Raw genomic sequence first — 19,850 nt, 5'->3', positions numbered from 1 at the left:
AGCTTATTCGGTTTCGTCGGAAGTGTCGTCGGCAGTGTCTGCCGCGTCATCCGCGGTCTGTCTTGCCAGCGCTGCCTGCAAGGCCAACGTGGCCTGTGGCGAGGCCGGTGTCGTCGCAACGACCGCCGCTGCGTGAGCAACTCCGTGCGTCGACTTGTCCCTGGCCGCGGCGGAGGTAGCGGCTCCGTGTCCCTGCGAGCCGGCCCCGGCCGAGTTTCCGCCGTTGCCGTTGCTGCCGCCATTGCCGTTGCCATTGCCATTGCCGCCGGGAGCAGCGAGGACCGGAGATGCGACAAGGGTGAGAGCGGCCACAGTCGCGAATAGACAGGTGCGCGTTTTCATAGTTCCTCCTTCGAGTCGCCCTCCCGCCAGGATGGGTTCCAGATGAAAAACGCCAGGACTTCCAATGTGAAAGCCGGCTATTACTAGCTTTGTTCAAATACAGTATTCTGCAAGATGGACCTTGGTCCGAAACCGGCACGCAAAAGTCCTTAATTTTATCGACAGCGTACTTCGGACGACCGCAACGGCTGGATTTTGCTGCCGTCAGATCAAGCGCCGCTACAGCGTATGTGCGTCGGCTGACATGAGGTTACAATCGAGGAAACCTCGGTGCTCGCCATCCGGCGAGATCATTTGAGGCGATTGAGGAACATTCCACCCTTCGTGAAGTTGGGAGCGCAGGCCCGCTTTTGAGGTGCCAAAATGTTTGATGCCGGCGGGCTTTTGGGAGGAAGCCATGATCCGCGTCACGCCTGCATTTCGTGTTTCACGCCGCCGCGCATTGCAGTTTGGCCTAGGAGCCACGCTCGCTTCGGCCACCGGGCTTGCCCCGGTTTCCCGCGCCTATGCGCAGGATGAGGTCAAAGACGAAGACATTTTCCGGTTCGCCCTCAATCTCGAATATATGGAAGCCGAATATTACCTGCGCGGCACCACCGGAAAAGGGATCGATGACTCGGATGCCGGCCCGAAGGCCGGCGCTGTGGCTGGCGGCAAACAGGTTCGCTTTGACACGCCTGCAATCGGCGAGTTCATGCGGGAGGTCGCCGAAAACGAACTTGCCCATGTCAGGTTCTATCGCAAGACACTTGGAAGCGATGCCGTCGACCGGCCGGCAATCGATTTCGATGCGGGCTTTGCGGCGGTTGCCAAGGCGGCGGGGCTCGGAGCGGACTTCGATCCTTTCGGCAACCAGATGAACTTCGTGCTCGGCGGCATGCTGTTCGAGGATGTCGGCGTCACTGCCTATGCCGGCGCCGCGCCCCTTCTGAAAAACAAAGATTTCCAGGCCGCCGCCGCTGGCATTCTGGCCGTCGAGGCCTATCACATGGGGATGGCGCGATCGTCGCTTTACCGAATGGGCGAGGATGCCTGGAAGGCCGCCAATGCGGTTTCCGACGCCCGCGACAAGATCGATGGACCGGAAGACAAGGACCAGGGCATCCGAGTGGACGGCAAAGCCAACATCGTTCCATCGACCCCGGATGCAATCGCCTTCACGAGGACGCCGCAAGAAGTGCTTCGGATCGTCTATCTGACCGACCAGAAAGGCGTCAGCAAGGGCGGCTTCTACCCGAACGGAATGAACGGAACGCTCAAAAGCACCTGAGCGGTCTGCGGATGAATCTCGTGGCAAATGAACTTGCGCGCGCGGCCAGGCGATTCGGCGCGCTGCGCCCTGTTGGCGCGCAAAAACGAAAAAGCCGCGGCGGACCGCGGCTTTTCGATGCTTGATTTCCCTTGAGAGAAATGGAGCGGGTGAAGCGATTCGAACGCTCGACCCCAACCTTGGCAAGGTTGTGCTCTACCCCTGAGCTACACCCGCTCGCGCGGCTTTTGGGCCGCAAGCCGCGCCTATATGGCTGAAGAGCGCGGCGATTGCAACAGGGAATTCGCAGGCTTTTTGCTTCGCCGGCAATGCGGAGAAGCGCTCCTCCGGACGTCGCAAGGCAATCACCCCCGGCGTTGCGCGACGGACTTGTCTTGGCCGCATCATTGGCCGTAAACGGCGTTAGCCGAACAAGCCGTTGAAAGCGGGCCACCAGAAGAAAGACCGATGCCGAAGACCGAAGCCGAACTTTTCGCCTTTCTTGCCGGACTTGGGATCGAGGTATCGACGCGGCGGCATCCGCCGCTGTTCACGGTCGCCGATTCGCAGGCGCTGCGCGGTGAGATTGCCGGCGGCCACACCAAGAACCTGTTCCTCAAGGACAAGAAGGACAATTTCTTCCTGGTCAGCGTCGACGAGGAGGCGGTGGTCGATCTCAAGCAGATCCACCATCTGATCGGCGCTGCGGGGCGCGTGTCTTTCGGCCGGCCGGAGATGCTGATGGAGCTTCTCGGCGTCGTCCCGGGCGCGGTCACGGTGTTCGGGCTGATCAACGACACCGAGCGAAGGGTCAAGGTCGTTTTGGACGAGAAGCTGATGAGCCATGCGGTGGTCAATGCCCACCCGCTGACCAATGAAGCGACGACTTCCATCGCTGCCGCGGACCTGGTCAAATTCGTCGAGGCAACCGGACATGATGCTGTTATCTTGAAAGTCTCGGCATGATCGCCACATGGGTGACTAAGACCGGGGTGACTGAAACCGGGTTCTAAAGAAGGATGTTGCGCCCGTCCCTTGCCCGGCGGCGCGACCGAAAGGCGACGAGATGAGCGATAGCAACCCCTTTGGCGGCCCATTTGGCAGCAATGGCGGCCAGTATGCCACCACCGTGCAATATGGCGGCACCGACGCCGCGCGTGAGAAGGTCGCACTTGCGGAGGCGCCGGCCGATGTCATCAAGGACACAACGACCGCTGGATTTGCTGCAGACGTCATCCAGGAATCGCGTCGCCAGCCGGTGCTGGTCGATTTCTGGGCGCCGTGGTGCGGCCCCTGCAAGCAATTGACGCCGCTGCTGGAGAAGGCGGTGAAAGCCGCCGGTGGCAAGGTCAAGCTGGTCAAGATGAATATCGACGACCATCCATCGATCGCCGGCCAGCTCGGCATCCAGTCGATACCGGCGGTCATTGCCTTCAAGGACGGCCAGCCGGTCGACGGCTTCATGGGCGCCATTCCCGAGAGCCAGATCACGCAATTCATTCAGAAGGTCGGCGGCAAGAACGGTGGCGCGCCGCAAGTGGCCGAGGCACTGGCCGCCGCTGCCGAGGCGCGCGACGCCGGTGACGTGCAGACCGCTGCCGACATTTATGATGCCATCCTGGAACAGGCGCCGGAGACGATCGAGGCGATCGCGGGCTTGGGCGATCTGCTGTTCGAGGCCGGCGATACCGAAGGTGCCGAGGCGGTGCTGGCGCGGGCGCCGGAAGCGAAGAAGGATGCGCCCCAGCTCGCCGCGCTGCGCGCCAAGATGGCGCTCGCCGCGCAAGCAGCAGTGCTCGGCAATCCGGCGGAACTGGAACGGCGGCTGGCCGAAAATCCCGGGGATCACCAGGCACGGTTCGAGCTCGCCATGATCCAGAACGCCAAGGGTGATCGCATGGCGGCGGCCGACAATCTGCTGGCGATCATCAAGGCCGACCGCTCGTGGAACGACGACGGCGCCAGAACCCAGTTGCTGCAGCTCTTCGAGGCATGGGGCATGACCGACGAAGCAACGCTGTCGGCACGGCGCAAATTGTCGTCGCTGCTGTTTTCCTGAGCCGGCGCAGACTGTTTTGTCGCGCGGGCTTGCGGTGGGCGGCAGCTGCGCCAGATTAGGTTTTCGGACGGCGTTCGATTTCAGGTTTCCGGTGTTGCGCCTTGTGCCGGCCGGGAGGAGACGGATTTGGTGCGCTTCCTGACAAAGCGATCGGAGGATTGAGGTGCAGGCGGGAAACGCGCATTACCGGCTCGCTGCGGACTTACCGTCGACCATGCCGATCTTTCCGCTCGAGGGCGCATTGCTGCTGCCGGGAGGCCGCATGCCGCTCAACATCTTCGAGCCGCGCTATCTGCAGATGGTCGACGAAGCGATCGCCGGGCCGCGGCTGATCGGCATGATCCAGCCCAGCCTCGACGGTGCGCTGCGTCCAGACGGCGAGCCGGAGCTCTGCAATGTCGGCTGTGCCGGGCGCATCATTGCGCTGTCCGAGAGCGGCGACGGCCGTTACCTGATTTCGCTGCAGGGCGTGTGCCGGTTCCGCATTGTTCAGGAACTCACGGTCAAGACGCCGTTCCGCCAGTGCCGGTTGGCACCTTTTCTCGCCGATCTCGACGAGGAGCAGGCAGACGCCGAGATCGACCGGCCGGCGCTGCTCAAAGCGTTTCGCGCCTATCTGCAGGCCAACGATCTGGAGGCCGACTGGGAGAGCGTCAGCCGCGCCGAAAACGCCATGCTGGTCAACGCACTGTCGATGATGGCACCCTACGGTCCGGCCGAGAAACAGGCGCTGCTCGAAGCGGCCGATCTGAAGACACGCGCCGAGACCCTGATCGCCATCACCGAAATGGCGCTGGCGCGCGACAATGAGGATTTCGGTTCGAGTTTGCAGTAGGTTGGCCCTCCTTCTCCCACAAGGGAGAAGGAGAGGCCGCGCGCAAAAACCTGAAGCGGTCGCCTTGTGGAAAAGATGGATCGAATGGCGGATGGACGTGACGGGAACAGGACTGTCGACCCCAAGCTGCTGGAACTCTTGGCCTGCCCGCTGACCAAGGGGCCGCTTGCCTGGGATCCGGAGCGCGGCGAGCTTATCTCGCGGGTGGCAAAGCTTGCCTATCCGGTGCGGGACGGCATTCCGATCATGCTGCCCTCGGAGGCACGTACGATCACCATTGACGATACCGTGCCCACGCCACCGCGCCTGGGCGGAACGTCCTGACGAAGAGAAGAGGCCAATAGCCAGCCACTGTTCTACTGAAAATTGCGCCCCTTGGGCATGACCTTCTCTGCCTTTCCCAATAGTTCCGTTTGCGCGATGCTGTCGGGCCGTTTCTCCTCGGGGCCGCTCGAAGGCTCATCCACAAGCCTTGCCTCCTCAAGCAGCACCGACAGCCACGGCGTCAGATCCTCGACCTTCTCGGCGACGATATGGATGACGTCCGATTCCGATTGCAGCTTGCCGGTGACGCGGATGAGACGCGCGCCCATGACGATGGGGCGGAAGCGGTTGAAGGTTCTTTCCCAGAAAATGATATTGGCGACCGCATTCTCGTCTTCCAGCGTCAGGAAAATCGCCTTGCCATTGCCCGGCCGCTGCCGCACCAGCACGAGGCCGGCGACCGAAACCCGGCGGCCGTCCCGCACCTGGCCGAGCTGCGCATTGGGCGTGACGCCGGACCGATCCAGCCTTTGACGCAGGAAGGCGACCGGGTGCGCCTTCAGCGACAGGCCGAGCGAGCGGTAGTCGTGGACGACGTGCTCGCCGAGCGGCATTGCCGGGAGCCGGGTTTCAGGCTCGAGATCGCGCAAGCGGATCGCCGGCTGATCGAACAGCGGCAGCTTTTCGGCGGCACTCTTGCCGTCGAGCGCGCGGACCGCCCATAGAGCGTCGCGGCGGTTCAATCCAAGCGAGCGGAAAGCGTCGGCCTGTGCCAGTTTTTCGATCTCGTCGACGTTGAGGCCCGAGCGCAGCCAGACATCGCGCACGGATGCGTAGCCGTCGCCGCGTCGCAGCACAAAGGTCTCCATGCGCTCCTTCGACAGGCCCTTGACCTGGCGAAAACCAAGCCGGACGGCATGGCTGGTCCGGATGACGCCGCGCATCTGGGCATGGCGGTCAAGGATACGATCCGGATCGAAAGGCGATTTCTCCAAGGCGCAATCCCAGCCGGAAAAATTGACGTCGACCTCGCGGATCTCGACGCCGTGGTCATGCGCGTCGCGGACAAGCTGAGCCGGCTGGTAAAACCCCATCGGCTGGGAATTCAGGATCGCGGCGCAGAACACGTCGGGATAGAAGGTCTTGAACCAGCAGGAGGCATAGACCAGCAGGGCGAAGGAGGCGGCGTGGCTTTCGGGAAAGCCGTATTCGCCAAAGCCTTCGATCTGCTTGAAGCAGCGCTCGGCGAAGTCTCTTGCGTAGCCCTTGGCGACCATGCCGTCGACCATTCTCTTGCGGTAATTGCCAATCGTGCCGGTGCGCTTAAACGTCGCCATGGCACGGCGCAGTTCATCGGCCTCGCCCGGCCTGAAGCCGCCGGCGACGATGGCGATCTTCATCGCCTGCTCCTGGAACAACGGCACGCCCAGCGTCCTGCCGAGGATTTTTTCCAGTTCCGGCTTGGGGTATTCGGGTTTTTCCTTGCCTTGCCGGCGGCGCAGATAGGGATGGACCATGTCGCCCTGGATCGGGCCGGGCCGCACGATCGCCACCTCGATGACGAGATCGTAAAAGTTTTTCGGCCGCAGCCGCGGCAGCATCGACATCTGCGCGCGGGATTCGATCTGGAAGACGCCGATCGTGTCGGCGCGGCAGATCATGTCGTAGACACGCTTGTCCTCGGCAGGCAGAGTGGCCAGCACATAGGGTTGGCCGTAATCGTCCCGCGCCTCCGGATAATGATCCCGGAGCAGGGTGAAGGCGCGCTGCAGGCAGGTCAGCATGCCGAGCGCCAGCACGTCCACTTTAAGGATTTTCACCGCGTCGAGGTCGTCCTTGTCCCACTCGACCATCTTGCGCTCGTCCATCGCCGTCTTGACGATGGGCACGATCTCGTCGAGCCGGTCCCTGGTGATGACAAAACCGCCGACATGCTGCGACAAATGACGGGGAAAGCCCATGATCTCGTTGGCGCATTCGATCACGTGCCTTGTCGATGGATCTGTCTGATCGAGGCCGCCGGCTTTTGTCTCCTTTTCGCCGAGTTCCGAGGTCGACCAGCCCCAGATCGAACTGGACAGCGCGCTGCGGACGTCGTCCGACAGGCCCATCGCCTTGGCCACTTCGCGCATCGCCGAGCGGCCCCGGTAGCTGACGACGGCAGCGGCCAGCGCGGTGCGCTTGGTACTGTATTTGGAATAGATGTACTGGATGACCTCCTCGCGCTTTTCATGCTCGAAATCGACGTCGATGTCGGGCGGTTCGTTCCTTTCCTCGGAGATGAAGCGCTCGAAAAGCGTGTCGATCTTGTCCGGGCCAACTTCGGTGATGCCGATGCAGAAGCAGACGATCGAGTTGGCGGCGGAGCCGCGCCCCTGGCAGAGAATGTTCTGGCTGCGGGCGAATTTGACGATGTCGTGGACAGTCAGGAAATAGCGCGCGTAGTTCAGGCGCTCGATCAGGGCGAGCTCCTCCTCGATGCGTTGCGTCACAAAAGCGGGCACGCCCGAGGGGTAGCGGATGGCGGCCCCCTCCTTGGCCAGCCTTTCCAGCTCGGCCTGCGGCCCGAGGCCCGATTCCGTCGGCTCGTCGGGATAGTTGTATTGCAGATCACTGAGCGAGAAGGTCAGCTCGCTGGCAAAACGCAGCGTTTCCGCCAGCGCTTGCGGATGCCTGCGGAAAAGCCGTGCCATCTCCAGCGGCGGCTTTAAGTGGCGCTCGGCATTGGCCGCCAGCTCCAGCCCCACCTCGGCGACGGGCACATTGAGGCGGATCGCCGTCAGCACGTCCTGCAGCGGGCGCCGTTCCGACGTATGGTAGAGAACGTCGTTGGTGGCCATCAGCGGGATGCCGGCCAGCTCGGCCATCGCCGCCGCCTGCTCGATACGGAAGCGGTCGTTACCGCGGTAATCCGGCGAAACCGCCAGCCTCAGGTTTTCGCCGAAACGCTCCATGAGCCGGCTAAGGAGTGCGAGGCTGGTTTCCGCGTCCGCCGACAGATCCGGCAGTATGGCCAGCGACAGGAGATCGCCCCATTCGAGAAGATCGCTCTGTTTGAGAAGCGTTGCGCCCTTTTCGTTCTCGTCGCGCAGATTGGCCTGTGTCAGCATGCGGCAGAGATGTCCCCAGCCCTTGCGGTCCTGCGGATAGGCGAGGATGTCCGGCGTGCCGTCGCAAAAAACCAGGCGGCAGCCGGGATGATAGGAAACACCCTCCACCTTGGCCTGCTGCCAGGCGCGTACCACGCCCGCCACCGTGTTTCGGTCGGCGAGACCGATCGCCGAAAACCCCAGGAATTTTGCCGCGACCACCAGCTCCTCCGGTTTCGAGGCACCGCGCAGGAACGAGAAGTTCGACTGGATGCCGAATTCGGCATAGGGGATGGCCGTCAGCGCATTCATGCGAAGATCCCATGCATGTACCAGCGCGGCGGGACTTGAGAGGCGCCGTAAAGGCCCTGGCGATAGAGCCAGTAACGGCGGCCGTCGGCATCCTCGATGCGGAAATAATCCCGGGTCGGGGCATCTTCTCGTCCCGCCGCCTCTCGCCACCATTCCGGCGCGATGCGCTCCGGCCCTTCGGCGCGCGCGACCCGGTAGAGCGCGCGCCGCCAGCGGAAGTTCAAAGGCGGGCCTTCCGGCATTTCGGTGGCTGGCACTTCGATCGGCTCGGGCGACCGGAAAAGCCGGATCGGTCGTTCAGGCTGGAAGATGGTCGAGGGAGCGTCCTTCGCCTTGTCCGGCTGCTTCGGCGGCGAGCTTCTCTGCGGCGCCTCCGTGAAGGGGATAGTGGCGACGGCGCGCTCCGGCAAATGGCTCTCGACGGCAACCGGCTTCAAGACCGCGCCTTCGCCGAGCCGGGCGCGAATGCGGTCGGCAAAAAGCGCGATATCGGCACCGTCGTCGCTCGTCTCGCCGGCAAGGTCTGCCTGCTGCATGTCGAAGGCGGCGGCGGTCAGCACCGAAAGGCGCACGAGATCGAAGCCATAGCCGGCGTCGATATCCCGTTCGAGCGCGGCAAGCCTTTCGTGGAACAATTTCTGGATCAGCCGCGGCTCGCGCAGAGGCCGCGAGGTGCCGACGGCGATGCGGCTGACGCCGCCATCGACGCGGAAAAGCAGCAGCGCCAGCCGCCTTGCGCCCTCGCCGCGACGCTCGAGGTCGCTCTTCAAGGTGGTCGCCAGCATGCCGGTCAGCCGCTCGATGTCCTCGGTCAACAGGATCGGCTCAGCAAGGTGACGCTCGACCGAAAGCGGTGCCACCGGCAGGCGCGGCGACACGGCTTCGTCGAGGCGGCCGAGCGCCTGGTCGAGGCGCAAGAGCAGCGATGCGCCGAAGCGGCGGGCCAGCGGCGCGCGCGGTGCTGCCATGACGGCGCCCGCCGTGCGCAGGCCGACGCTTTCGAGGCTGGCGCGGACCTCCGGGTCGATGCGCAGCGCCGCCAGCGGCATGGGCGCGAGAAGCGCTTCCTCCTCGCCATCGGGCACGATGCGGTCGCCGGCAAACCGCGCCGCCGCCCAGGCAGCACCAGGTGTGGCGGCAAGCCCGGCGCGGACATCGAAGCCCTGATGGAAAAAACGCGACAGGATATCGTCCAGCATCGAGCGTTCGCCGCCGAAAAGATGCGTGCAGCCGGTGACATCGAGATAGAGGCCGTCGGTCCCGTCGAGCGCCACCAGCGGGGTATAGCGGTCGCACCAGTCGGCGAGGCCTTCGAGCAGGCGCCGGTCGGCCTCCGGATCGGCCTCCACGATGTCGATCGAGGGATGCATGGCGCATGCGTCGGCTATGCCCATGCCGCGTTTCAGATTAAGCGCCTCAGCCCGTTCGTCGAGGGCGGCGATGCGCTGGGCGTTCCCTTGGCGATGGCTGATCACCAGCGGCAGGTGATTCGAGGGCCGGGAACGCCAGGACCGCCCCAGACGCTGCCGCAGGATCCTCTCGGCGGCGAGATGCGGAAACCACAGGGACAGGATTCTTTGGCCGTTCTGGGGCCGATTCCTGAGACCATCCTTGCTCGCCCCGTCTTTCTTCGAATATGCGTTCATCGGGGTTCCACTCCAGTGTGAATTGTCCGGGCAAGGCCGTGCGGCTCTTGCCGATGGCGACGGTGAAGGCGGGCCGGCCGATCGAGCCGGCGAGCGGCCCGGCGATTGTCTGGCGCGCTGCCGCCGGTGCCGCCGACAGGATGAGGCGGACGGGCGCTGCCGTAGGCTCGGGCTCGCCGGCCTGGCGCAGCAGGAACAGCGGCCGGCCGGCACTCTGCGCCCGCGCGTGCAACCGCCGCGTCGCGGTGAGATCCAGCCGCTGCGGGCTGCCGCGGATTTCGAGGATGACGGCGGCCAGCGCCGTCATCCGGGCAGCCTCCTCGGCGACCCACAGCGCATCGAGCAGCCTTGGCGCCTCGGAAAACAGCAATTGCTCCGGCTCGATGCCGAAAAAGGCGTGAAGCCCCCTGGCGTAAGGGAAGCCGGCCTCGCGGAAAACCTCGGATGTGCCGATCCACAGCACCGGCAGTCGCGGGCCCTGGCTGAGGATCAGGCTGACGAGCGCGAGCACAAAGCCGGCGACGGCCCCGGCATCGCGCGTCGCGGCGCCATGAAACTCGCTCAGCGCCGCCTTCGGCAGGCCACCGCTCAGCGCAGCATCGAGGCGCTCGGCGCCGGTGGACAAAAACGCATCCTGCGAAGTCACGGCGAGGCCGCGCCGGACAATAGTTAGATTTCGAGGCAATGTCAGAGTCTGGGGGCTGACATCCGCATCAACGGCGGCTGCGCCGGCCGACGCCTCCAGACGCTCGGACAGCGTTCCCTCGATCTTCGCGATCTGGCGGCGCAGGGCAAAAACAGTCTCCCGCGCCACGGCGCTTGTCGCCATGACGGTCAGCTTCCACTCACAATTGTTCCTGTTATGTTCCTATAGATTCCAGAGGCCGGCCAAAGAGTCAAGCGGAGTCATGGGGAATTTATTCCTGTAGTGGGGGCGTGTCACGGTCACCCCAGCCCGGCCATTTGCCGAGTCCGGCTCGAAAGCCTATATGCCGGGATCAAAGGGACAAAGCATGGCTCGCATCTACCAAACACGCATCTGGCACGACCAGCTTTCGCCAACGATGGAGGAAATCGAGCTCCTGGCGCTGGAGGCCTATGCCCATCTGCCGGAGGACTTTCGCAAGTTGACCGGCGAGATCGTCATTCAGATCGCCGAATTCCCGACCGACGAGATCATGGACGACCTTTCGCTGGAAACGCCCTTCGACCTGTTGGGGCTGTTCGAGGGGCGCGGCATCGCCGAGCGCTGGAATCCGCAAACCGGCGAGGGGCCGAACCGCATCACGCTCTATCGTCGCGCCATCCTTGACTACTGGGCCGAGAACGAGGAAACGCTGGGCGACATCGTCACCCATGTGCTGATCCACGAGATCGGCCACCATTTCGGCCTGTCGGACGACGATATGGAGAAGATCGAAGAGGCAGCGGAGTGAGCGACCCCGCTCCTCGTCATCCTGGGGCGGAGCAAGGAGCGAAGCGACGCGGCGCAGACCCCAGGATCCATGCCGTGATGGTGGTGCAGTGCTCCGGCGGTGCAGAACCGAACGCCCATCATCCCGTTCTGGGTAACGGGGGTGGTAGATCACACTAATCCTGATCCGCCGTGCCCTTCGGCAGAGGTAACGGCATGGATCCTAGGGTACTCCGCGACGTCGCTTCGCGACTGCTACGCCCTAGGATGACGAAGGACGAGCGCTTCGGCGAACCTCCCTACCAATCGCTGAGCTTGGTGTCGGGGCCGTATTCCTGGCCCTCGATGTCCTTCACCACCGCCTGGCCGCAGCGCATGGTTTTCGCTTCCTTGTCATAGGCATAGGTCGGTGAGCCGAACAGGTGCCAGCCCGTGTTCAGCGCCGCCGTCACCTTGTGGCAGAAGCTGGCATCGTCCGGGCCGGACAGAAAGCGGTAGAGTTTCATTCTTCAATCCTGTTGTCAGTTACGATAATCATGCGCGAACAGCGGCGGCCTTCGCCAGCAGTTTTTCGGCCTGCGCCAGATGCAGCCGCTCGACCATTTTTCCGTTCAGCGCAATCACCGCCTTGCCGGCATTTTCGGCAAGCGCGAAGGCTTCCTTGATCGCGCGCGCCTCGGCCAATGCGTCAGGCGTCGGTGCAAAAGCGCGGTTCGCCGCCTCGATCTGGGCTGGATGGATCAGCGACTTGCCGTCAAAACCCATGGCGGCCGCTTCCGTGCACTCGCGCGCAAACCCGTCCATATCGCGAAAATCATTGAAGACGCCATCGAGCAGGTCGAGGCCGCCGGCACGCGCCGCGAGCACCATTTGCATCAGCCATGGCACGAGATAGCGCCGATCGGGCGTGGCGAGAATGCCGGTGTCCTTGACCAAGTCGTTTGTTCCGGCAACGAAACAAACCAGGCGCGAGGCCGGGTCGCGGCCGAGCTCGGCGATCGGCCCGATATTGAGCAGCGCCTTGGGCGTCTCGATCATTGCCCACAGCTTGACCTCGTCCGCGATAAAATTGTCGTCGAGCACGTCGCCGGCCTCGAGGATGTCGCGCGGCGTGTCGACCTTGGGCAGCAGGATGGCGTCGGGCGTGCATTTTGCCGCGGCCAGCAGATCGTCGGCGCCCCATTCGCTCGACAGCGCATTTATGCGCACCACCATTTCGCAGCGCCGGTTGGAACGGCCGGCGAAAATCGCCGCCAGTTTTTCGCGCGCGGAAAGCTTGTCGGCCGGGGCGACGGCGTCCTCGAGATCGATGACGACGGCATCGCAGGTCAGCGACGGGATCTTGGCCAGCGCCTTGTCGTTCGAGGCCGGAACGTAAAGCACCGAGCGGCGCGGGCGGTAGCTTTCGGTGAACATGTTCGATCTATGCCGCCTGCAGCCAGCCGAGGCAAGCCGTGCATAAAAACTGCACGTAATTTCGGAAAATCTCCTCGTCTCCGCCCCGCTTGCCACGCGGCAGAATGCGACAAGGGCGGCATGCAAGAGCAAACGAACTCCCGTTGGTCCGTGCCGTACCGGCTTCGCTGCGAAAGCTGGTGGCTCGTCGATCCGCCCCAGACTTTGGCAACCCTCCTCCCTTTCGTCCGCAAATCCCTGCCCACCGGCCGCATCAAAGCCGCCGAGAAAGCCCGATCATGACAGTATTCCTCTCGGCGGCGCCGAGCTATTGCAGCCGCTTCGGCGTTGCCGTCCTGCTCGTCGCGTTGGCCGATTTCTTCTTCTATGGCCAACCGGCGGGCATCACGCTTTTCCTGTTCGGCGTTGCGATTGCCGCGGCGAGCATGGCTCTCCATCCTCTCGGCGTCTTCAACGATGGCAAGTTCTGGTTCAAGCCGGTTGCGCTGCTTGTGGGGCTGCTGCCGCTTATGGAAAATGTCAGCGCACTGTCCGTCTCGATCGCGCTGGCGGGGCTGGCCATCTTCGTGCTTTCACTGGCCGGACGGCTGCGGCGCGGCCTTGCCCGCATTGCCGGCCAGCTTTTGACCTTCCTGCTCGCAGCGCCTTTTCGGTTCATCCGCGACTTCTTCCGCTGGCGCACGGCGGCGCGGCGGCTTGGCCGACGACGCATGCGCCTTGCGGCGATCGCCGTCTGGGTCATGCCGCTGAGCCTCGGCGCAGTGTTTGTCGCGCTGTTCGGCGCCGCCAATCCGGTCATCGAATACTGGTTTTCGCTGATTGACCTCTTCGCCCTGCTCAACCTCATGCAGTTGCCGCGTCTTGCCTTCTGGCTATTCGTGCTCGTCGGCGTATGGGCCTTTCTGCGGCCGCGCCTGCCGCGGTTTCTCCGCCGCCGCAGGGTGTCGCCAGCCAGCGCAGCGGCGACGCCGGCCACCAGGACCACGATCGAGGACATCGTCTTCGGCAAGGCCGCTATCCTTCGCGCGCTCGTCGTCTTCAACATCCTGTTCGCGGTGCAGAGCTTACTCGACGCCACCTATCTGTGGGGCGGCATCGCGCTTCCCGACGGGCTGACCTATGCCGCCTACGCGCATCGCGGTGCCTACCCGCTGATCGTCACGGCGCTGCTGGCCGCCGGCTTCGTGCTGGCGGCGCTGCGGCCGGGCAGCGCGACCTCCGGCGATCCGCTCATCCGCCGGCTGGTCTATGTCTGGGTGGCGCAGAACATCGTTCTGGTGATCTCGTCGATCCTGCGGCTCGATCTCTATATCGGCATCTATGCGCTGACCTACTGGCGTGTCGCCGCCTTCGTCTGGATGGGGCTGGTGGCGGCGGGCCTTGCCCTGATCATAGCCCGCATCGCGCGCGGAAAGTCCAATGAATGGCTGCTTTCCGCCAATCTTCTGACGCTATCGGCGACGCTCTATGCCTGCTCGTTCATCAACTTTGCCGCGCTGATCGCCAACTACAATGTCGACCATTCCTTCGAAATGACCGGCCAAGGCACCCAGCTCGACGTCTGGTACCTGCGCTCGCTCGGGCCCGGCGCCTTGCCGGCACTCGATCGTTTCGTCCAGCACCAGAGCAGGACGGTTTCCGCGGAGGATGCCTCCATCCGCGAACTCGCCGACTGGTATGCACAGGACGAAGCACGCTTCCGCGCCGGCCAGGAAAACTGGCGCGGCTGGAGCTTTCGTGACTGGCGGCTCAACCGCGCCCTCGACAGGCGTGGCCCGTTTGTGGTTCCTCCGATGTCCGAACCCTTCATGCCGGGCCGCTGATTTGATGCCGCACCACATACTGGTCGCCGACGACGATCCGCACATTCGCGAAATCATCTGCTTCGCGCTCGAAAAGGCCGGCATGAAAACGCTGGCAGTGCCGGACGGCGCAGCTGCCTTGCTGGCGATCGAACGCCGTGCTCCCGATCTTGTCGTGCTCGATATCGGCATGCCGGAAATGGACGGGCTGGAAGTGTGCCGGCGGCTTCGCCACACATCCGACGTGCCGGTGCTGTTCCTGTCCGCGCGGGATGAGGAGATCGACCGCATACTGGGGCTGGAAATGGGCGGCGACGACTATGTCACCAAGCCGTTCAGCCCGCGCGAGCTGGTCGCCCGCGTCAACGTCATCCTGCGCCGCGCCCGGCCTGCGCCCGAACCAGCCGACGACCGGCAATTCTCTCATGGCAGACTGGCGCTGGTGCCGGCAAGCCATACAGCCAGCTTCGACGGCAAGCCGCTGGCGCTGACCTCGATCGAATTCGCGATCCTGAAAGGGTTTCTGGCGCGGCCGGCGCATGTGCTCGGCCGCGACATGGTGATGGCCAATGCCTATGCCGCCAACATCCACGTCGCCGACCGCACCGTCGACAGCCATATCCGCAACATCCGCGCCAAGCTCGCGGCCATCGGCTGCGTCGATGCGATCGAGACCGTGCATGGCGTCGGCTTCCGGCTCGGCCGATGCGGGAGTTGAGCGCCCGAAAATGGATTGGCAGCAAATGGCGGCCACGGCTTGCCACGGTCGTCATTGCCATCCTGATCATGGTGATGACGCTGCCGCTGGCCGGCCTGTTCTTCTTCCGGCTCTACGAGAACCAGCTGATCCGCCAGACCGAGGCCGAGCTGATCGCACAAGGTGCCGCCCTTGCCGCGATCTATGCGCAAGAGGTCCGTGAGACCGGCCTTGCCCCGGAAAAGCTCGGCACATCCATGCCTCCACCCAGTACAAGGGATCGGGCTTCTCCCTACCAGCCAATCGAACCGCGCCTCGATCTTGCATCCGACAGGATCCTGCCAACCCGGCCAGCAGCCACGGCGGCCAGCGTCGATCCTGCCTTCGCGGCAATCGGCGCGCGGCTGTCGGGCATTCTTGCCGAGACGCAGAAGACCACGCTGGCCGGCTTCCGGCTGCTCGATCCCGGAGGCGTGGTCATCGCCGGCCGTGAGGAGGCCGGCCTGTCGCTCGCCGCTGTCGAAGAAGTTCGCGCAGCGCTTGCCGGCCGCTACGCCAGCGCGCTCAGGCTGCGGGTGCCCGACCAGCCTTCGCCGCCGCTCTATTCGGTCAGCCGCGGCACCAAGGTTCGCGTCTTTGTCGCCATGCCGGTTGCCGTTTCAGGCAAGGTCGCCGGCGTGATCTATCTGTCGCGGACGCCCAACAACATCGTCAAGCATCTCTATGGCGAGCGCGGCAAGGTGGCGCTGGCGGCAATTGCCATTCTAGGCGGCACGCTGCTGATCGGGCTGGTTTTCCTGCGCACCGTCAGCCGGCCGATCTATGCGCTGATGGAACGCACGAATCGAATCGCCGCCGGCGACCGCGCGGCGATCAGGCCGCTTGATCACCACGGCACGCGCGAAATGGCGGCGCTTTCTGCCGCCTTCCTCGACATGGCCGAAAAACTGCATGCACGCTCCGACGGCATCCAGACTTTTGCCACCCACGTCTCGCACGAGCTCAAATCGCCGCTGACGGCGATCCAGGGCGCCGCCGAACTGTTGCGCGATTCGGGCAGCGCGATGGACGAGGCCGAGCGGCGGCGCTTTTCGGACAATATCGTCACCGATGCCGGCCGGCTCAATCTGCTCGTGCGCCGCCTGCTCGACCTGGCGCGCGCCGAAAATCTCGAGCCCAGCGGCGAAAGCACGTCGCTCACTGCTGCGCTGGCGCTGCTGCCGGCCGACGACAGGCTGGCGGTGCGCCTCGAGGCGGGCGCCCGGATCGGTCTGCGCATATCGGCCGAAAACGCGGCGATCGTGCTGGCCAATCTCATCGACAATTCGGCGCGGCACGGCGCAACGCTGGTTTCGATCACGGCCGCAAGCGCGGACGGCAAGGCCACCATTGTGGTGGACGACGACGGCGCCGGCATTTCGCCCAGCAACCGAGGCCGCATCTTCGAGCCGTTTTTCACCACGCGCCGCGATTCCGGCGGCACCGGGATGGGCCTCGGCATCGTGCTGGCCCTCCTGAAAGCGCATGATGGCACGATCCGGCTGGTTGACTCGGCGAGCGGCACGCGCTTCGAGATCATCCTGCCGGCGGCGTGACTCGGCGATTCAGACCGGAAGGGCGAAAAGGTGCATTACGACATCGTCATCATCGGTGGAGCCATCGTCGGCTCGTCGGTTGCCTATTACCTGCGCGAGGAAGGGTTTTCGGGCTCGATTGCACTTGTCGAGCGCGACCCGCAATTTTCTCATGCGGCGACCACACTGTCCTGCGCCTCCATCCGCCAGCAGTTTTCGATCCCGGAAAACATCCGTCTGTCGCAGTTCACGCTGAAACTGTTCCGGCGGCTCAGGGAAGAGTTTGGCGCGGATGCCGATATCGGCTTTCGCGAAGGCGGTTATCTCATCCTTGCCGGCGAAAACGGGCTGCCTATCCTGCGGGCCAACCACGAAGCGCAGATGGCCGAGGGCGCCGACATCCTGCTCGAGGATGCGGAGGCGCTCGTCCGCCGCTTTCCGTGGCTGTCGGTCGAGGGCATTTCCGCCGGCGCCTATGGCCGCAGCGGCGAAGGCTGGTTCGACGCGCATGCGATGCTGATGCTGTTCCGCAAGGCACTGCGCACGAAGAACATCGACTTTATCACGGCGTCGGTGACGGGTATCGAGCGGCTAGGCGGCCGCGTCACTGGTGTATTTCTGGACAATGGCGAGCGGCTCGAGGCCGGCACCGTCGTCAACGCCGCCGGGCCGAATGCCGGCAAGGTGGCGGCAATGGCAGGGCTGGCGCTGCCGGTGGAGCCGCGCAAGCGCAACGTCTTCGTCTTCGAGGCGCGCGAGAAATATGAGGACATGCCGCTTCTGGTCGACCCGAGCGGCATCTATGTCCGGCCGGAGGGCTCGGTCTACATCACCGGTGGCGCCGAGCCGGAAGAGGGCGAAGGACCAGCCGATCCCGCCGACTTCGACCCCGACTGGCCACTGTTCGAAGAGGTGATCTGGCCGGTGCTGGCGACCCGCATTCCAGCCTTCGAGGCGATCAAGCCGACGCGCGCCTGGGTCGGCCATTACGACTACAACACGCTCGACCAGAATGCGGTGATCGGCCCGCATCCCGAGGTCGGTAATTTCCTCTTCGCCAACGGGTTTTCCGGTCACGGCTTGCAGCAGGCTCCAGCGGTCGGCAAGGCGCTGGCCGAACTGATCGTGCATGGCGGCTATCGCACGGTGGATTGCTCGGCGTTCGGGTATAGCCGGATCGCCGATGGGCGGCCGTTTCGGGAATTGAATGTAATTTAACGCTAGCCCGAAGGGATGCTACCGTTGCTTGGTGGATTAAGCCGCCACCAAGCCGTCCGTACCAAGATACGCCTGAAGCCAGCCCAGCACCTGGGCCCAGCCTTCGGCATGCTTCGTCGCGGCAGCAGCGAGGCCGGCGAAGCCGCCATGGCAGATGGTGACGCGTGTGCCGCCGGCGATCGGCTCCAGCAGCCAGGCGACTTTGGTTTCGCGGCGGCCAAGCGTCGGATGGTCCCAGCCGTATCTCCGCGTCTGCACGATCCGGCGCGGCTCTTCGATCTCCAGGAATTCGCCGCTGGCGGGCAGGTGTCTGCCGGCCGCCGTCTCGACGGTGACGCTCCAGCGGCCGCCGACGTGGAGGTCGGCCGTCCATCCGGTCATCCGGTAGGTCTTGGCGGACCCCCACCAGCGCTCGACCTCGCGTGTAACGAGCGCGTCAAAGATCCGCTCGGGCGGCGCGCAAACATCGGCGCTCGCCATAACGGTCTTGCCATTGGTCATGCTGTGCACCGCGGCACTGTACATCGCCTGTCTCCAGAAACGTTTCGCTATCGAAACAATCTCAAGCCTTCGACGCCGGGCGCGACAGGCCTTTGCCGGTTTCGAGCAGGCTCTTCAGGCTGGACAGGATGAGCGGCCAGCCGTTCGCCACATGGCCGAGCAGCTTGTGCGGTCCATCGGCTTCGTGTGTGATGGCGAGCTTCACCATCTCGCCCTCCTGCTCGATGGCGAAGGTGCAGCGTGTGTAGCCGTCCGCCTTGACCTCGGGCATGAACTCGTTGCGCCATTTGAGCACGATGCGCTTGGGTGGATCGATCTCGAGGACCTCGCCGCTGTCGGTGACGCGGCCGTCGGTGTAAACCATCTTCCACGCCGAACCTTGTTTCCAGTCGCTTAGCATCTGGGCGCCGAGGAAATATTGCCGCTGGAACTCCGGCTCGGTCAGCGCTTGCCAGAGTTTTTCGGGCGAAGTGCGGATGTAGGTGACATAAACGAAAATGTTGCTCATCAGTCTTCCCTTTCGAGGCGTTTCTTCAAATCGCTGAGGGCGCCCAGTCGCCCCCGCTCGAATTTGCCGATCCAGCGTTCGGCGATCTCGTTGATGGGAACCGGATTCAGATAATGTTGCTTCTCGCGTCCCTTGCGGATGGTGGTGACGAGGTTTGCTTCTTCCAGGATCGCCAGATGCTTGGTCACCGCCTGGCGCGTCATGTCCATCTCACCGCACAGCGCGTTCAGCGTCTGCCCGTTCCTTGCATGAAGGCTGTCCAGTAATCGCCGACGTGTCGGGTCGGCCAAGGCGCGAAAGACGGCATCCATGCTCATGACCCCAATATGCAACCATCTGGTTGCATGTCAAGAGGCAGAACCTTGGCCGAGGATGCGCAGGTTGAGGTCGCTGAAAGTGGATTTCAGCGCTTGCGGCCGAACCAGAATGCGTTGGGCATGCGCTCCATGCCGATACGCTCATAGAAGCCGACGGCGTCGGGCATGGAGATCAGGCTGATGGCGACGGACGGTCCGAGTTGCCGGCGTGCCTCATCCATCAGACCCTTGCCGATACCCAGCCCTTGCGCCGATGCAGAAACAGCGAGCTCGGAGATATAGCAGACCCAGGAAAAGTCGGTGATGCCGCGAGCGACACCGACCAGCGGCTTGCCTTCTGTGTCGAGACGCGCGGTGAGCACCAAATTGGCCGCTGACAACATCGCCTTCAATCGAGTGTTGTCATCGACGGGCCGTGTCTCGCCGAGGCCGGATTCCACCAGCACGCGGCGGAACTCGGCGATGCCGAGGCCCGGTTCGCTGGCGTAAAGGATCGTGGATCGCGTTGTCATGTCGATAAAAGTGCACCATGGGCCGGTGGTTTTGAAGCGTTTTGTGTTTCGATCGACGACGGAAGTCCAGAAACAGCCGCCTTTTATTTGCCCGC

20 protein-coding genes and 1 tRNA gene are annotated in these 19,850 nt (G+C 63.9%); 10 read left to right on the top strand and 11 right to left on the bottom strand.

Features of this window, described 5'->3' with window-relative positions:
* Positions 1-3: 3 nt before the first annotated feature.
* Entirely contained in the window at positions 4-342 is a 339-nt protein-coding gene (locus NKJ72_RS24215; protein ID WP_254817926.1) for a hypothetical protein, read from the bottom strand.
* 397 nt (positions 343-739) lie between these two features.
* Here NKJ72_RS24215 and NKJ72_RS24210 point away from each other — a divergent pair, with 397 nt between their 5' ends.
* The gene (locus tag NKJ72_RS24210; RefSeq protein WP_352479722.1) at positions 740-1,612 is read left to right on the top strand and encodes a ferritin-like domain-containing protein; all 873 of its coding nucleotides are present in this window, start codon (positions 740-742) and stop codon (positions 1,610-1,612) included.
* A gap of 141 nt (positions 1,613-1,753) precedes the next feature.
* On the opposite strand, the gene NKJ72_RS24205 is transcribed toward NKJ72_RS24210, so the two are convergent.
* Positions 1,754-1,828, bottom strand: a tRNA-Gly gene (locus NKJ72_RS24205).
* 231 nt (positions 1,829-2,059) lie between these two features.
* On the opposite strand from NKJ72_RS24205, the gene NKJ72_RS24200 reads away from it, so the two are divergent.
* From NKJ72_RS24200 to NKJ72_RS24185, 4 genes are all read left to right on the top strand, one after another.
* On the top strand, positions 2,060-2,557 hold the full coding sequence (locus NKJ72_RS24200) for a prolyl-tRNA synthetase associated domain-containing protein (protein ID WP_254817917.1): 498 nt from the start codon (positions 2,060-2,062) through the stop codon (positions 2,555-2,557).
* Positions 2,558-2,657: 100 nt separating this feature from the next.
* Complete coding sequence (gene trxA / locus NKJ72_RS24195) at positions 2,658-3,650, top strand: thioredoxin (RefSeq protein ID WP_352479721.1); 993 nt, start codon at positions 2,658-2,660, stop codon at positions 3,648-3,650.
* Positions 3,651-3,813: 163 nt separating this feature from the next.
* Positions 3,814-4,485, top strand: coding sequence for an LON peptidase substrate-binding domain-containing protein (locus NKJ72_RS24190; protein WP_023675985.1), 672 nt, complete (start codon positions 3,814-3,816; stop codon positions 4,483-4,485).
* 84 nt (positions 4,486-4,569) lie between these two features.
* Positions 4,570-4,809, top strand: coding sequence for a Trm112 family protein (locus tag NKJ72_RS24185; protein WP_352479720.1), 240 nt, complete (start codon positions 4,570-4,572; stop codon positions 4,807-4,809).
* Between the two features lie 32 nt (positions 4,810-4,841).
* On the opposite strand, the gene NKJ72_RS24180 is transcribed toward NKJ72_RS24185, so the two are convergent.
* The 3 genes from NKJ72_RS24180 to NKJ72_RS24170 are packed head-to-tail and all read right to left on the bottom strand — an operon-like array spanning position 4,842 to position 10,625.
* The gene (locus NKJ72_RS24180; protein WP_352479719.1) at positions 4,842-8,150 is read right to left on the bottom strand and encodes an error-prone DNA polymerase; all 3,309 of its coding nucleotides are present in this window, start codon (positions 8,148-8,150) and stop codon (positions 4,842-4,844) included.
* Positions 8,147-9,625: a DUF6504 family protein gene (locus tag NKJ72_RS24175; protein WP_352479718.1), complete on the bottom strand. Its 1,479-nt coding sequence runs from the start codon at positions 9,623-9,625 to the stop codon at positions 8,147-8,149. Before NKJ72_RS24175 ends, NKJ72_RS24180 begins: the two co-directional genes overlap by 4 nt.
* Positions 9,567-10,625: an ImuA family protein gene (locus tag NKJ72_RS24170; RefSeq protein WP_352479717.1), complete on the bottom strand. Its 1,059-nt coding sequence runs from the start codon at positions 10,623-10,625 to the stop codon at positions 9,567-9,569. Before NKJ72_RS24170 ends, NKJ72_RS24175 begins: the two co-directional genes overlap by 59 nt.
* Before the next feature lie 184 nt (positions 10,626-10,809).
* On the opposite strand from NKJ72_RS24170, the gene NKJ72_RS24165 reads away from it, so the two are divergent.
* A complete protein-coding gene (locus NKJ72_RS24165) occupies positions 10,810-11,232 on the top strand; it encodes a metallopeptidase family protein (RefSeq protein ID WP_023680515.1) in 423 nt (140 codons plus the stop codon).
* 277 nt (positions 11,233-11,509) lie between these two features.
* Here NKJ72_RS24165 and NKJ72_RS24160 read toward each other — a convergent pair whose 3' ends face one another.
* Positions 11,510-11,716 carry a DUF1737 domain-containing protein gene (locus NKJ72_RS24160; protein WP_352479716.1) on the bottom strand — a complete coding sequence of 69 codons (207 nt, stop codon included), beginning with the start codon at positions 11,714-11,716 and terminating at the stop codon, positions 11,510-11,512.
* Between the two features lie 28 nt (positions 11,717-11,744).
* A complete protein-coding gene (locus NKJ72_RS24155) occupies positions 11,745-12,626 on the bottom strand; it encodes an HpcH/HpaI aldolase/citrate lyase family protein (RefSeq protein WP_352479715.1) in 882 nt (293 codons plus the stop codon).
* 278 nt (positions 12,627-12,904) lie between these two features.
* Between NKJ72_RS24155 and NKJ72_RS24150 the strand changes: the two genes are divergently transcribed.
* The 4 genes from NKJ72_RS24150 to NKJ72_RS24135 are packed head-to-tail and all read left to right on the top strand — an operon-like array spanning position 12,905 to position 17,917.
* The gene (locus tag NKJ72_RS24150; RefSeq protein WP_352479714.1) at positions 12,905-14,449 is read left to right on the top strand and encodes a DUF4153 domain-containing protein; all 1,545 of its coding nucleotides are present in this window, start codon (positions 12,905-12,907) and stop codon (positions 14,447-14,449) included.
* Between the two features lie 4 nt (positions 14,450-14,453).
* The gene (locus tag NKJ72_RS24145) at positions 14,454-15,146 is read left to right on the top strand and encodes a response regulator (RefSeq protein ID WP_352479713.1); all 693 of its coding nucleotides are present in this window, start codon (positions 14,454-14,456) and stop codon (positions 15,144-15,146) included.
* Positions 15,134-16,720: an ATP-binding protein gene (locus NKJ72_RS24140; protein WP_352479712.1), complete on the top strand. Its 1,587-nt coding sequence runs from the start codon at positions 15,134-15,136 to the stop codon at positions 16,718-16,720. Before NKJ72_RS24145 ends, NKJ72_RS24140 begins: the two co-directional genes overlap by 13 nt.
* A 30-nt stretch (positions 16,721-16,750) precedes the next feature.
* A complete protein-coding gene (locus NKJ72_RS24135; protein ID WP_352479711.1) occupies positions 16,751-17,917 on the top strand; it encodes an NAD(P)/FAD-dependent oxidoreductase in 1,167 nt (388 codons plus the stop codon).
* A 36-nt stretch (positions 17,918-17,953) separates the two neighbouring features.
* On the opposite strand, the gene NKJ72_RS24130 is transcribed toward NKJ72_RS24135, so the two are convergent.
* The 4 genes from NKJ72_RS24130 to NKJ72_RS24115 form a co-directional block, all read right to left on the bottom strand.
* Entirely contained in the window at positions 17,954-18,442 is a 489-nt protein-coding gene (locus NKJ72_RS24130) for an SRPBCC family protein (RefSeq protein ID WP_254817905.1), read from the bottom strand.
* Between the two features lie 37 nt (positions 18,443-18,479).
* Positions 18,480-18,926 carry an SRPBCC family protein gene (locus tag NKJ72_RS24125; RefSeq protein ID WP_352479710.1) on the bottom strand — a complete coding sequence of 149 codons (447 nt, stop codon included), beginning with the start codon at positions 18,924-18,926 and terminating at the stop codon, positions 18,480-18,482.
* Positions 18,926-19,237: an ArsR/SmtB family transcription factor gene (locus tag NKJ72_RS24120; RefSeq protein ID WP_031213186.1), complete on the bottom strand. Its 312-nt coding sequence runs from the start codon at positions 19,235-19,237 to the stop codon at positions 18,926-18,928. Before NKJ72_RS24120 ends, NKJ72_RS24125 begins: the two co-directional genes overlap by 1 nt.
* A gap of 92 nt (positions 19,238-19,329) precedes the next feature.
* A complete protein-coding gene (locus tag NKJ72_RS24115; RefSeq protein WP_352479709.1) occupies positions 19,330-19,755 on the bottom strand; it encodes a GNAT family N-acetyltransferase in 426 nt (141 codons plus the stop codon).
* Positions 19,756-19,850 lie beyond the last annotated feature (95 nt).

This window comes from Mesorhizobium sp. M0045, assembly GCF_040323385.1.
Taxonomy (GTDB): domain Bacteria; phylum Pseudomonadota; class Alphaproteobacteria; order Rhizobiales; family Rhizobiaceae; genus Mesorhizobium.
Note: the sequence above shows the minus strand (reverse complement) of the source record. Positions and strands in the feature narration are given on the sequence as shown.